Genomic DNA, 13,167 nt, shown 5'->3' with positions numbered 1-13,167 from the left:
CACCTATATTCTGTCGTCCCCCAACTTTCTGCGCATGTTTGTCAGATGTAAGTACATCGCTTCCTTGGCTTCTGCTGCATTTTGGGATTTGATTGCCAAATAAATACGTTCGTGCTCGCTATAAACCTCTTCTCTTTTTCTAGGTTTTCCTACATTCAGTTTCAATGAATATTCCAAAGCATTTCTGTGTACACGCTCTAAATTTTGAAAGGTTTGAATCATATAATTATTCTCTGTGGATTGGATAATCGCTTGATGAAAATTATAATCCGCTTTTAAACCAATCGAATATTCATTGCTCGTGATTTCTTCAAAGTCCTTCAGCGCCTGCTCAATTTTCGAAAGTGCTTCTTGTGTATGCCTTACTGCACTGTAGCCTGCTGCTTCCACTTCCAATAGCGCTCGCATTTCTAACAGATCAAATAACTCTTTTTTTGTAAATTCGCCGTAAGTATATTCTTTAAATTCATCCCCAGCATCCAGGCGCTTGACATAACTTCCCTTCCCCTGCATCGACTCTACATAGCCTACTGAGACTAATTTACTGATTGCTTCCCGAATAGGAACTCTGCTGACATCAAAATATTTTGCGAGCTCATTCTCTGAAGGAAGCTTTTGTCCTTCAGCGTATTCGCCAGTTTTAATCATATTTTCTAACTGGGAAAAAATAATATCAGATAACTTTTCTTTTTTGAACGGTTTCATTTTATTATCCTGCCTCCAGGAGCCGCCTGCTTCTTATAAAATGGAAAGCAAGTACAATTACAAACAATGCCAGGCCGATGACGTCTAATAATTGACTCGTAGAAATCAAGAAGAAGGCCACTCCGATTAATATGATTCTTTCTACTATATTTAATTTTACTCGAATATAGTTTCCGAATCCAACAGAGAGGGCATAAACTCCTATAATCGCAGAAATAAATGCTTGTACTAATAGGAAATAATTAATTGGCCCTTCGTCCGTTTGCAGCAGCAAGATTGGATCATAAACAATAATGATCGGGATAATAAACCCTGGAAATGCTAACCGTAAAGCTGTCCAAGCTGTTTGCATCGGATTCGCTTTCGCAATTCCTGCCCCGGTATAGGCAGCTAACGCTACAGGCGGCGTTACGTTAGACATGGCACCATAATAAAATACAAAAAAGTGAGCTGCTAAAGGATTAACGCCTACTTGGACAAGCGCCGGCGCAGCTGTTACAGCTACCACAATATATAATGCTGTTGATGGAAGCCCCAGACTGAGCACAATACAAGTAATCATAATCAGTATTAATATAATAAACAGATTTCCGCCTGCAAGATCCGCGACATTATAGGCGAGCATCGATCCGACACCGCTCATAGAAACAACGGCAATAATAATCCCTACAGATGCACAGGCAATAGCAACCTGAACGGAGTTTCTGGCTCCATCAATAAGTGCCTCAAAGAGCTTAGAGAAGGTAATCCGATTCGTTTTATCTTTGGTTAAGTAGGAAGTGATAATCGTAGCAATGATTCCGGCAAAGCCGGCAAAAATTGCCGTTTTTCCTAATAGAAGCACCCCCATCACAACAATAATCGGCAAAAGCAAGGCGCCTCTTTCCAATAGTACCTTTTTGATATCTGGAATATTCTCCTTACTAATTCCTTTCAGTCCAAGCTTCTTTGCTTCTGTATCAATCGCAAATACCAAAGCAATAAAATATAACAAGGAAGGCAGAATGCTGGCTAAAACAATCGCCGTATAAGGAATTCCTAAAAAACCTGCCATAATAAATGCTGCAGCTCCCATAATCGGCGGCATCAGCATGCCTCCCGTAGAAGCTGCAGCCTCTACCCCGCCTGCAAACTTCGGCTTTAATCCGATACTTTTCATCAGTGGAATCGTAAAGGCACCCGTTGTCGCCACATTCGCTACAGCGCTTCCGTTCAATGACCCTGTCAGTGCACTTGTAATAACTGCAACCTGGGCAGGTCCTCCCCGGCGCTGTCCTGCAATCGCCAGAGCTAAATCATTAAACAAATTACTTGCACCGCTCACAGTAAGGAATGAACCAAATAAGATAAACAACACAATATAAGTAGAAGCAATGGATAGCGTGCTGCCGAAAACTCCATCAGACGTCATGTAAATACGATACAGCATTCTTTCAAATGTAAAGCCGGAGTGAGCAAAATCAATAGGGAAGTACGCACCATAAATACCATAAAGCAAAGCAATAACACTCAAAATAGGAATAAACCAGCCGATAGCCCGGCGTGTTATCTCAAACAATACTAAAATACATAAGACAGCAAATATATAATCGACTGTATTCGCCTGGGATAACCGATCCACATGCAAATTTGTATACGTTACCGTAATATAGCCAATGGAAATAATCGACAGGAACAGCATAACGATATCTATTGATGATATTTTCCCTGTCTTCTTTTTGTTTGACGGATGAAGCAAAAATCCCATTACAAAGATTAAGATTAAAAAAATCGTATTTCTATAAAACTCCTGAATGTTTAGATAACTGGAAGTGAGTAAAACAAAGACCGATAGGATAATACCGACAACAGCGATAATTTTATTACGCAACGATTTAGGATCTGCAACTGGATTATCATTTGGATTTTTCTCGATATCTACCTTTTTTGCCTGTGCATTCGCCATTAATTTTCCTCCTCTCTTAACTCTTCTGGTTTCAGATGCTCTTCAATCTCTATACCTTGCTCTTCAAAATAGCGGTAAGCTCCAGCATGAAGCGGTGTATTCAAGCCTTCTAAAGCTGTCTCCACCTGCATTTCCCGGGCGGAATTATGAATCCCAATCATATATTCACGATTTTCAAATAGTATCTTGGTTAAGTTATAAACCATTTCTTCATCCATATCCGAAGTGGTAACTAAAATATTCGGCTGGGCAATCGTATCAATATCTTTTTCCTGCCTCGGGTAAGAACCAGCCTCAATGGTGTAGCGATACCATGTATGAACAATATCGTTAATATCCTCCATTTGTTCATCGGTCACCTCTAAAATAGCGGCATTCAACCCGCTTGCATACATATCTGTAATAGCAGATACGGGTACCCCTGCAGGAAGAGATCCGCCATTTAGCCGGCCATCCCTCATTGCCGAAATCGTATCATCATATCCAAGGTATTCTGTTCTGATATCACTTTTCCCTAACTCAATCCCTTCCATCATTGTTACGGTAGATTGTTCTGTTCCACTTGCCTGAGGGCCTACAGAAAACGATCTGCCCGCAATATCAGAGATATCTCCAGACGCAACAAAATCTTCCATTAATACAAAATGCTCTACGTTTGGCCAAATCATCCCCACAGACCGAAGCTCTTCGTATTGGTCTCCTTCATAAATACCGCTTCCCTCTGCTGCCTGTGTCGAAATCAACCCTTGGAGTATGGCAAAATCAGCTTCTCCATTTTTGAGTAAATCAATGTTCTCAACAGAACCTGCGGAGGCCTGTCCATTAAATTTGATATTCTGATCCCGGTAATGCTCTGTCCAAAGCTGCCCCATTCCGACCCCGATCGGATAATATGTACCTCCGGTGGTTGCTGTTGCGATGTTGTAAATTTCTTTCTTCTCAAAATTACATCCAGATAAAACAAAGGTAAAAATAAGTACTGTAAATAAAAATAGCTTACCTTTCATTCAAACACCCCTTTGTATGCGCTTTCAGTTGAACTTGTAATACAATGTTACAACATTGAACATTTTGTGACAATACCTAAATATAAAATTCTGATAAATGATTTAAAATTTATTTTAAATTTCCCATTTTTTAAGGTTTATTCAATCCGCGTTCCGTATAGGCCCAAGCCTTGTTTTAGTAAGCATTAAAAAACAGGAAGAGATATCTACCCTTGTACAGAAATAGTTAAAAAGACATAACAGCAGGGAATCTGACACTTTTATTGGGCAAATCAAAAAACCAGAGTAATCCGAAGATCGCTCTGGTTTTTTGATTAAAATAAATTAAATTCCTCCAAAGTCCACGCCAACCAGGAAATACGATGCAACAATAAGCACCAGCTGATATACCGTTAATGTCCAAAAGACATCAAACCGGGATTTTTCCATAAGCGCTAAAAATAAATAAACATGTATAAAGCCGAAAAGTAATAATGAAAATACATATGTTACAATAAATAAATCAATGAATAATAAGCCAAAAAATAATGTCACGAGACAAAACACAAGGACAAACGGAATATTGACCACCACGTATTTTGTCAATAATTCCTTATGCTCCATTGTTTTATTCCCGAACTGTTTCAGCAGAATATAGAGCGAGAAGTAACCTATCGCAAAAGTAATAAGCCAAGAGACAAAGGTTTGTAAAACAAAAGTGAAATTAATGTCTCCCAAAAAGTAGAACAGCCCATCAAAACCATATCTATAAAATAAATAATGGCAAATACTTACAAGCACAGCTAATAAAGCGAAAATAATGAGACTGGTTTCCACTTTTATCGACCGGCCGGAATGAATAAGGGTATTTGGCCTTAATGTTGCGTCTAATGCAATTCCTTTGATTTCATTAAAGCTTTCTTGAAAATCAAATTGCGATCCCTTTGTTTTCTCCTTCTGCCCTGCTTCATTGGATTCGCCGGCAGCCTGCTCTAGATGTGTTTTTGCTTCGTTCGGCTCTTGCTCAAGCTGATTAGAAGGTTCCTGCTGCTGTGTCCCATGCTCCATACGCTGCTCTTCCGCTTTCTCTCCACCAGGTATCGATGCAGCATATCCCTCCTCTACACTTTCTTCTTGCTGTTTATCCTCTTTCTCCATCCTACCACTCCTTATTTTTTGAGTTATACTTCATCAAACGAATTACCCTAAGCGTTCATTACGCACAGAATGAAAATGTTTGATATTTTAGTATATACTTAACATTAGCACAAATTAATTATTTTCAAACTCAAAAGCTGCAGAATTAGGGTATTTAACAGAAAAACAGGAAGGAAGTTTCACGTTCTATATATAAAAGTCTATATTCCCGATTATTAAAACCTAATTTAAAACTAAATACCCATACCCAAATCATCATATTAGACATCTATGTTTTATCAATGAATATTACACGTAAGACACCTGAAATTGTTTGTAAAACCAGATGTCTTTAACGTATACTGTTAAAAAAGAACAAAGGAGGAAACTTTATGAACAAATTTTTCAGTTTTGAAGAGATGATTACACCTATTATCATCAAAGTATTATTTTGGGTTGGTCTTGCTGCATCCGTTATATTCGGCCTTATTACTATTTTTACAGGTATTATTGAAGAAGAATTTTTACTTATTTTCTCAGGTCTTCTCACGATTGTTATTGGAAGCCTCTTAGTGCGAGTTTATTGTGAGTTATTGATTATTATGTTCAAAATCTATGAAACATTAAAACAAATAAGGGATAAATAATTTATCAGAGTTAAAAAAAGAAAGGGAATGGTGTATCACATAAAGCGATACACCATTCCCTTTCAAGCTTCAAACAAAAATCTTATTTCGATTGTACTCCTTCAATAATTACCCCGCTCTCTGGAACAGGCGGAATTTCATTCATCTCATAATCCAAATCCTGTTCAATAAATGTAAACGAAAGATGGTTTACGAAAAAGTCGAGTGTCGTTTTTAAAACATCCATTGTCATCCATTCGCCGGCACAGCGGTGACCGATGTCAAATTCTCCGCCGCCCTGCGGAATAAAATTAAATGGAGATTCCTTCCATCCTTGAAATCTTTCCGGCTGAAACCGATCTGGTTCTTCCCAAATAGCCGGGTCATGGTTTGTACCATATAAATCCAATAGGGTTAACGTTCCTTCTTTAAAAGTATATTCACCCCAGGTAAAATCCGCTTTGACTCGTGCAGGAGCAACTGGGAAAAACGGATAGAATCGTCTTACTTCCTGAATAAACCGATGCAAATCTTCTTCTGTCTCCAATTTCACTGCTTCTTCTGGATAATCGTGTACAGCCAGCAGGACAAAGTCTATATAAACAGCAATTGCGACGATTGGACGCAACAAGTTCAGTAATTCAACGGCAACAACAGAAGCATCCAGTAATTCTTCGTTCACGTCCCGATGCATTGCAAAATGGTATACGGCACTATCCTTACGAACCTCTTCCGCCGTATTTTCGCGAACTCTCTCCACCAAGCCTGTTATTCGTTCTTCCGCTTTCGATCTGGATTGTCTGGCCTGCCAATGGCTCCATCCAACTGCACCGGCATCTTCAAACATGTCACTTAGCTGGTCTGCCCATTCGGGGATGTCTTCTTGTTCATAAGGAACCCCCGTCCATCGTAAGGCCGATTTCGTCAATACATATTTGGCTGTTTGATAAACCTGTATTTCTTCCTTAGAATTACGCTTCATTTCCTGCTCCCATTCTTCCCGGATGATAGCAGATATCTCGTTCAGCCTTTCTTCTGTCATCAGAGACATAAACATTGCTTTCCGATGATGGTGATCCGCTCCGTCTAATCCCTGAACGCCTCCCTCACCAAACAGCGTTTTCTGAATTCGCCCGGGAGAAGCATCCTTTCGAGAAAATTTGGCATTATCATAAAAAAGTTCTGCTTCCTTCTCACCTACCATACAAATGGTTTTCTCCCCTAACAGCCTTGTTTCAAATACACGAGATTCAAACTTATCCGAACGATTGGTTACAAATCGGTACCCTTCGTCCAAGAGCTTCAGCGTATGATCCAAACCTTTGTCTTTTGGCATGTGTGTCTCTGTCATTTCGTTTCACCCTCCATAAATAATGTACTTTATTATATCGTTCCTTTTTTATTTCCTATTTAAACAAAAAATAGTGATTCTCCACCCTTCGGTGAAAAACCACTACCTGTTATCCAGCGTATATTTCTGTCCTAATCTTTTTTCCCGCTTATCTCTAAAACCGTATCATAAAGTACATTGGCGGCAATCACAATGTCTTCATCTGAACTGTATTCTAATGGGTTATGACTAATCCCATCCTTCGACCTGACAAATAACATAGCAACCGGAGCGGCCGCAGCGATATTCATGGCATCATGACCAGCGCCGCTGACTAAAGCATAAGGACGGATGCCCTGCTTTTCAATACTAGCGGCAAATTGCTGCTGCAGGGATTCGTCAGCTTTTGCAGGCTTCGCACGCTGCAGCTCTACTATCGCTGCGGTGACATGACGGCGCGCTGCTATGTCATTAATTTGCTGCTTCACTTCTTGTTCTATTTCACGGATAGTATGCTCATCAATATCACGAATATCAATGGTAAAGGTTACTTTTCCCGGAATAACATTGACCCCGTTTGGCTCTACCTGCAATTTCCCAACAGTGCCCACAGAATCATCTTTTTTCTGGAAGCATTGCTCCACTGCCAAAATCATTTCACTGGCTGCGGTTAATGCATCGTGTCTGATATGCATTGGCGTTGCTCCAGCATGCTCACTGATTCCATTCACCGTTACCTCTAACCACAATGGAGCGGCAATTCCAGTGACTACCCCTACCGGCAAGTCTTCTTTTTCCAGTACTTTCCCCTGTTCAATATGCAGCTCCAAATAGGCTTTGATATCCTCCCGCTTTAATTTTTCTAAAGGAAAAGGGGATAATCCAAATTGCCGTGCTGCTTCTTCGATGGCGATATTCGCAGCATCGGTTTTCTGTAATTGTTCTGGCTTTAACAGTCCTGCCATCGCGCGGCTTCCAATCAGTCCGAAACCGAATCGCGTTCCTTCTTCATCTTTAAATGCAGTTACTTCCACCTTTTTATGAAGCGGAACCTGCTGTTCATGAAGGGTTTGCACGACTTCAATGGCCGCCAGCACCCCTAAAGCACCATCGAATTTCCCGCCGTCCGGAACGGTATCGATATGCGAGCCCAGCATAACTGTTTCTTGCGCATCTCCATAAGAGCCAACAATATTTCCAATTCCATCCACATTTACCTGCATACCCGCTTCTTTCATATATTCTGTTACAAGGTCAATTGCCTGTTGTTCTTCCTTTGTAAAAGAGAAGCGGTTTATGCCGCCTGTTTCGTGGTTCCGGCCAATCTGGCTTAACTCATCCAGCCGCTGCAACAATCTTTTGGCATTTATCATGGACTTACTCCTTCATCTGAAACTGGAAGTGACATTGACCTTCACGCAATACATACTGGTCATGCACCACTTCAAAATTTTTATTATATCCTTTCGCCACAGAAGGATCGATTACCTGGCAGTAAAGAATGCCGTATTTGCCCATATCATCATCTGCCCACTGCTGACCAAACGGACAATACGTAAAGGTTTGTTCTACTTCATTTTCTTTATGCACGGTATCTACTTCAAATAGTTCACTGCGGGCCATATCATAGTTTTTCAAGTAATTATCCGAGTTATTTTCTAACCCATTGGCACGCGCACGCTGGGCAATCCCTTCTCCGCGCTTTCTTCCGTACCTTTCTACAGCACGCCGAATAACATCCTCTCCTTCTTCTTCATATTTGTCTACGACCTGCTTTGAAATTTGAGCGAACATTTTGGAAAAACGTGCAAAGGTTGTTAATTCTGCATATTTTTCTTCTTCCTCCACAACCTGTGGTAAATATTCATAAAAGGCATGATTTTGTCCTTCTGCTGTTGCTTTTTGTGCCATGGTTTCTGCATCTTTTAACCCGAATGCTTCCAAACCTTGCTGTACAAGCTTTCGTCCTTCTTTTTCACCATATGCTTCTATAATCGAAAGATGAAGTTCCGTAAACATTTTCGCTGTAATAATATCCATGGACAAAGCTTTCATCATCAGCTTTTCTTCACTCATCTTATCTATCTCCTTAAATTCTTATTATTTTACTTGGGTTTAAATCTATTATAAAATAAAATCAACTATAAATCGAATGAATATTTTAATATAGAACTATGAAATAAATTCATAGAAATACATTGAAAAGGGAGTTTATAATATGCCTACATTAGCGCAATATATTGCTCTTCATACGTTGATTGAAACCGGCAACTTTACAGAAACCGGTCAGAAGCTCAATCTGACACAATCATCTATCACCCATGCAATGAATAATTTAGAAAAAGAGCTGAACCTATCCTTAATCATACGGAATAGGAATAATATTATTTTAACAAGCAATGGAAAAATGGTCTATGAACACGTTTCGAAAATTCTGCAAGAGCAGCAAAGGCTTGAAAATACCGTTGCCAACTTAAAAAAATTGATTGGCGGAACGATTACTGTCGGCGTCCTTCCCAGTATTTCGCTTGTATTGCTGCCAAAGGTTTTATCCTACTTCGAGGAGCATCATCCAGACGTCACTATTCAGCTGATGGAAGGGGATTATGATCAAATTGAAAATTGGCTGCAGCACGGTGTCGTGGATATTGGATTTCTTGCGAAGCCTGTATCTGAAAATCTAGTATTTGATTTTATCTTTGAGGATGAGCTTCTGTGCATTATGGCAAAAGATCACCCGCTTGCTGCTGAAGATTACCTGACACTGAATCAGTTAAAGGACGAGCGCTGGATTATGCCAAAACAAAACATTGACCGCGATGTATTACGCATTTTATCCAAGCATAACATCACCCCAAATATCGTATATGAATTATCGGTCGATCAAGCCATTTTAACAATGGTAACGGAAAATTTAGGTGTTTCCATTGTTCCTAAATCTATTTTACACCATGCGCCTGCGAGTCTTGTTCAAAAGAACTTTTCTGAACACCACGCACGCACCGTTGGCATTGCTCATAAACGAAACACGTACCCATCACCGGCAGCAATGAAATTTGTAGAAATATGTAAAATATTAGCGGAGGATTTTCCAAATAAGGATTGACAAATCTTTAAAAACAGCATAATATCTGATAAAACTAATAGGTATTATCTTATTTTAATTGTAGATGGAGGAAAAAGCTTGTGCAAACGGTAATTTACGTAGAAATTATTCTCTATTTGCTCGCCATGCTTGCAATAGGAATTTATTTTAGCAAAAAAGATTTAACACATAATGATTATTTTCTGGGAGGCAACAAAGTCCCGGGCTGGGTACTCGCTTTTTCAGAACGTGCTACCGGGGAATCTGCTTATATGTTTCTTGGAGCAATTGGATTTATTTATGTCGCCGGTTTATCCGGTATCTGGGTATTATCAGGAATGTTCTTTGGCGTGCTCGCTTCCTGGTTATTCCTGTCCAAACGATTTATGATGGAACAGCAAAAATACAAGGTAAATAGTTTAACAGATTATATTGCAGTTAAATTTCCGGAGCATGCGGATATCATCCGCTGGTTAGCATCGATTGTCATGGTATTTTTCTTTGTCTGTTATTTAGCAGCCCAGTTTTCTGGAATGGGAAAAACCATTTATTCTATTTCCGGATTCAGCATTACCTGGGGAACGATTATTATCGCAATGATTATTATCGCCTATTCCTGTTTGGGCGGCTTTATGTCCGTTGTCTGGACAGATGCTGTACAAAGCTTTTTAATGCTGTTTTCTTTTATTATCATACCTATTGTTGCCTTTATGGAGATTAAAAACCAAGGCTTGAGCGTCTCTGCAGAACTCTCCTTAAGAGGCGGAGGTGCTGACAGCTGGACTGGCGGTCTGAACGGTCTCGCCTTAGGAGCAATGCTCTTTACCAATTTCTCTTGGTTTTTTGGCTGGCTCGGCGGACAGCCGCAGCTAAGCTCCCGATTTATGGCAATTACAACCGAAAAGGAACGGGTTACCGGACGAAACATGGCTATTATCTGGACAATGATTGTCTATGTAGGAGCCTTTCTATCAGCTATTTTTGCCTCTGCTTTATATTCACAAGGCACACTGGCTGACCCGGAAATGATTCTGCCGCATATGATATTTGAAATTTTACCACCATGGGTTGCCGGAATTATCATAGCAGGGATTCTGGCTGCGATTATGTCGACAGCATCTTCGCAGTTATTAGTTATCACCACCTCCATCAGCGAGGATATCATCCATAAAACGCTCAGGTGGAATATTACCAGTAAAAAACTCGTACATTTATCCCGTTTCGTGGCATTGATCAGCGGGATTATCGGCATTATTATTTCACTGAAATCAGAATCGGTTATTTACAGCCTTGTTTCTTTTGCATGGGCAGGAATCGGAAACACTTTTTCCGTCGTCGTGCTGCTCATCTTCTTTTGGAAACGCGTCTCAGGAATCGGGGTCATCGCGACCATTATTGTCGGCGCAGTCAGTGCTGTCGTCTGGTCTCTTTCACCGCTCGAAGCAATGGTATCTGCCAAAGCGGCAACCTTCTTTATCTGTTTGATTGTCGGGATTGTATTTTCTTTACTTTATCCGGGTAAAGAACCAAAAACTGCGGCTTAAAATAGGAAATAGATGTAAAAAGAGCTCATTCTTCAGGTTGAATGAGCTCTTTTTTGTCCTTATGTTACTGTTTACCCGCATGTGCCGCTATTCGGGAACAGGCAATTTTTTATCTTATTCAATATTATCCGGAAAAACAGATTCATCTAAATCATACGCATCTACCGCTTCTTGCACACTGATTTCCGTATCTATCAGCTCTGCTTCATAGAAGGTGTCAGCTAATTGCTGTTGGTTTGCAATCACTTCTTCTGTCATCCTTTGCACGCCAAACTGCCGTCGCTCATTTGCAACCTCCAGCGGTTCCGGATCTAATCCTAACTCTTCCGCCAAAATTTCAGCGGCCTCTCTTTTCTCTTCATTTGCCCACTGATCCATATTTTCCAATTCCTCTAAAATAATGGTGAGCGCTTCTGGCTGTTCTTCTGCAAAGCCATCTCTCGCTAAATAAAACGTACGGTTTTCAATGAGATCTGTTCCGTCAAGAATCGTATGTGTTTCATTTTGGTCCTGAACAATCGCATAGAATGGATCCCATGTTCCAAACACGTCAAATTCATCGTTGGAAAAAGCCATCAAGCCTTCGGAGGCATCCTTATAAAACTTCATATCTACCTCATCCCAATCGATACCTGCTTCCTTTAGTGATTCTAATAGAAGGTAGTGCTGGTTCCCGCCATTGGTCACACCGATTACTTTCCCTTTCAAATCTTCTAATGTTTCAATGCCTGAACCATCTCTTGCCAGTAACGCAACACCTTCTGGGTAAGGGGACTCCGACGCTACATAATTGACGTTATGCCCTCCCGACTGCATCAGAACACTATGTACATCCGAGGAATGACCAAAGTCAATATTATCCGTATTTAACGCTTCGATTAATGGAGCGCCCATAGAAAATTCTTTCCATTCTACGTTATAGCCGGCTTCATGTAATGCTTCATCTAACGTACCATGCGCTTTTAATAGATTCATGGTATTCCCTTTTTGGTAGCCTAAGCGAATCGTTTCGCCATCCTCAGACGCATCAGAATCCGAATTCGCTCCACAAGCTGCCAGCACAGCTATGAAACTAAAAATAATCAGTGCAAAGAGTAATTTCTTCATCATTTATCCTCCTACTATCTGGTCCAGTATTTTCTTTTCGTAACTTGTAAACTTGTCATCTCGTTCCCGAGGCCGCCCTAAATCAATATCCTGATCCAATTTCACGCCTCCTTCATCCAGAACAATAACACGATCTGCTAAATAAACTGCTTCAGATACATCATGTGTTACTAAAATAGAAGTAAAATGCTGTTCTTGCCACAGCCCTTCCATTAAATGCTGCATGTCCATCCGGGTTAAAGCATCCAATGCTCCCAATGGTTCATCAAATAATAAAACATCCGGGCTGCTCGCCAAGGCTCTCGCTAGTGCTACACGCTGTTTTTGCCCGCCAGACAATTCATCTGGCCAATCCCCTTTTTTATCACGCAGCCCTACCTTTTCTAATGCTATTTCCGCGTCCACCTTGTTTACTCCGCCAATAGCAATATTCTTTAAAATATTTTTCCATGGAAGCAGGCGATCATCCTGAAACATAATGCGTATATTCGATTTTTTTGCTTCTGCACCTGTATAAGCTAAAGATCCGCTGGTCACCTCTTCCAGTCCAGCAATCACTCTTAACAGCGTACTTTTCCCACACCCGCTTTTTCCAACGATCGCTGTAAAGCTGCCTTTCGGTATGGATAAATCTATATCTCGTAGAACCTCATTTGCCCCAAAACGTTTCCCTACATTCTTTAACTCAATACCAAACATGTA

12 protein-coding genes are annotated in these 13,167 nt (G+C 40.4%); 3 read left to right on the top strand and 9 right to left on the bottom strand.

The window, feature by feature from the left end; translation table 11 throughout:
- Positions 1 to 3 precede the first annotated feature (3 nt).
- From MKY45_RS01210 to MKY45_RS01195, 4 genes are all read right to left on the bottom strand, one after another.
- A complete protein-coding gene (locus MKY45_RS01210) occupies positions 4 to 705 on the bottom strand; it encodes a FadR/GntR family transcriptional regulator (protein ID WP_193064223.1) in 702 nt (233 codons plus the stop codon).
- 4 nt (positions 706 to 709) lie between these two features.
- Positions 710 to 2,650 carry a TRAP transporter permease gene (locus MKY45_RS01205; protein WP_193064222.1) on the bottom strand — a complete coding sequence of 647 codons (1,941 nt, stop codon included), beginning with the start codon at positions 2,648 to 2,650 and terminating at the stop codon, positions 710 to 712.
- Positions 2,650 to 3,657, bottom strand: a complete 1,008-nt coding sequence (locus MKY45_RS01200) for a TAXI family TRAP transporter solute-binding subunit (protein ID WP_042530966.1) — start codon at positions 3,655 to 3,657, stop codon at positions 2,650 to 2,652. The genes MKY45_RS01205 and MKY45_RS01200 overlap by 1 nt, the downstream gene beginning before the upstream one ends.
- Before the next feature lie 324 nt (positions 3,658 to 3,981).
- Complete coding sequence (locus tag MKY45_RS01195) at positions 3,982 to 4,794, bottom strand: hypothetical protein (RefSeq protein WP_042530964.1); 813 nt, start codon at positions 4,792 to 4,794, stop codon at positions 3,982 to 3,984.
- A gap of 371 nt (positions 4,795 to 5,165) precedes the next feature.
- Here MKY45_RS01195 and MKY45_RS01190 point away from each other — a divergent pair, with 371 nt between their 5' ends.
- Positions 5,166 to 5,420, top strand: coding sequence for a DUF4282 domain-containing protein (locus MKY45_RS01190; protein WP_042530962.1), 255 nt, complete (start codon positions 5,166 to 5,168; stop codon positions 5,418 to 5,420).
- Positions 5,421 to 5,502: 82 nt separating this feature from the next.
- Here MKY45_RS01190 and MKY45_RS01185 read toward each other — a convergent pair whose 3' ends face one another.
- From MKY45_RS01185 to MKY45_RS01175, 3 genes are all read right to left on the bottom strand, one after another.
- Positions 5,503 to 6,750 (bottom strand): cytochrome P450, encoded by a 1,248-nt coding sequence (locus MKY45_RS01185; protein ID WP_042530961.1) that lies wholly within the window; start codon positions 6,748 to 6,750, stop codon positions 5,503 to 5,505.
- A 131-nt stretch (positions 6,751 to 6,881) separates the two neighbouring features.
- Positions 6,882 to 8,102 (bottom strand): Zn-dependent hydrolase, encoded by a 1,221-nt coding sequence (locus MKY45_RS01180; RefSeq protein ID WP_193064221.1) that lies wholly within the window; start codon positions 8,100 to 8,102, stop codon positions 6,882 to 6,884.
- Positions 8,103 to 8,106: 4 nt separating this feature from the next.
- On the bottom strand, positions 8,107 to 8,805 hold the full coding sequence (locus MKY45_RS01175) for an L-2-amino-thiazoline-4-carboxylic acid hydrolase (RefSeq protein ID WP_042530957.1): 699 nt from the start codon (positions 8,803 to 8,805) through the stop codon (positions 8,107 to 8,109).
- Between the two features lie 142 nt (positions 8,806 to 8,947).
- Here MKY45_RS01175 and MKY45_RS01170 point away from each other — a divergent pair, with 142 nt between their 5' ends.
- Both MKY45_RS01170 and MKY45_RS01165 read left to right on the top strand, forming a co-directional pair.
- Positions 8,948 to 9,835, top strand: a complete 888-nt coding sequence (locus tag MKY45_RS01170; protein WP_193064220.1) for a LysR family transcriptional regulator — start codon at positions 8,948 to 8,950, stop codon at positions 9,833 to 9,835.
- 80 nt (positions 9,836 to 9,915) lie between these two features.
- Positions 9,916 to 11,358: a sodium/proline symporter gene (locus MKY45_RS01165; protein ID WP_042530953.1), complete on the top strand. Its 1,443-nt coding sequence runs from the start codon at positions 9,916 to 9,918 to the stop codon at positions 11,356 to 11,358.
- A gap of 114 nt (positions 11,359 to 11,472) precedes the next feature.
- Here the strand turns inward: MKY45_RS01165 and MKY45_RS01160 are convergent, their stop codons facing one another.
- Entirely contained in the window at positions 11,473 to 12,468 is a 996-nt protein-coding gene (locus MKY45_RS01160; RefSeq protein WP_193064219.1) for an aliphatic sulfonate ABC transporter substrate-binding protein, read from the bottom strand.
- Complete coding sequence (locus MKY45_RS01155) at positions 12,469 to 13,164, bottom strand: ABC transporter ATP-binding protein (protein ID WP_193064218.1); 696 nt, start codon at positions 13,162 to 13,164, stop codon at positions 12,469 to 12,471.
- Positions 13,165 to 13,167 lie beyond the last annotated feature (3 nt).

It is taken from the genome of Oceanobacillus sp. FSL K6-0251, from assembly GCF_038004725.1.
Taxonomy (GTDB): domain Bacteria; phylum Bacillota; class Bacilli; order Bacillales; family Amphibacillaceae; genus Oceanobacillus; species Oceanobacillus oncorhynchi.
Note: the sequence above shows the minus strand (reverse complement) of the source record. Positions and strands in the feature narration are given on the sequence as shown.

Coding starts and splice junctions, on each gene's coding strand:
- MKY45_RS01210 (WP_193064223.1), bottom strand. CDS start 705: ATGAAACCGTTCAAAAAAGAAAAGTTATCTGATATTATTTTTTCCCAG.
- MKY45_RS01205 (WP_193064222.1), bottom strand. CDS start 2,650: ATGGCGAATGCACAGGCAAAAAAGGTAGATATCGAGAAAAATCCAAAT.
- MKY45_RS01200 (WP_042530966.1), bottom strand. CDS start 3,657: ATGAAAGGTAAGCTATTTTTATTTACAGTACTTATTTTTACCTTTGTT.
- MKY45_RS01195 (WP_042530964.1), bottom strand. CDS start 4,794: ATGGAGAAAGAGGATAAACAGCAAGAAGAAAGTGTAGAGGAGGGATAT.
- MKY45_RS01190 (WP_042530962.1), top strand. CDS start 5,166: ATGAACAAATTTTTCAGTTTTGAAGAGATGATTACACCTATTATCATC.
- MKY45_RS01185 (WP_042530961.1), bottom strand. CDS start 6,750: ATGACAGAGACACACATGCCAAAAGACAAAGGTTTGGATCATACGCTG.
- MKY45_RS01180 (WP_193064221.1), bottom strand. CDS start 8,102: ATGATAAATGCCAAAAGATTGTTGCAGCGGCTGGATGAGTTAAGCCAG.
- MKY45_RS01175 (WP_042530957.1), bottom strand. CDS start 8,805: ATGAGTGAAGAAAAGCTGATGATGAAAGCTTTGTCCATGGATATTATT.
- MKY45_RS01170 (WP_193064220.1), top strand. CDS start 8,948: ATGCCTACATTAGCGCAATATATTGCTCTTCATACGTTGATTGAAACC.
- MKY45_RS01160 (WP_193064219.1), bottom strand. CDS start 12,468: ATGATGAAGAAATTACTCTTTGCACTGATTATTTTTAGTTTCATAGCT.
- MKY45_RS01155 (WP_193064218.1), bottom strand. CDS start 13,164: ATGTTTGGTATTGAGTTAAAGAATGTAGGGAAACGTTTTGGGGCAAAT.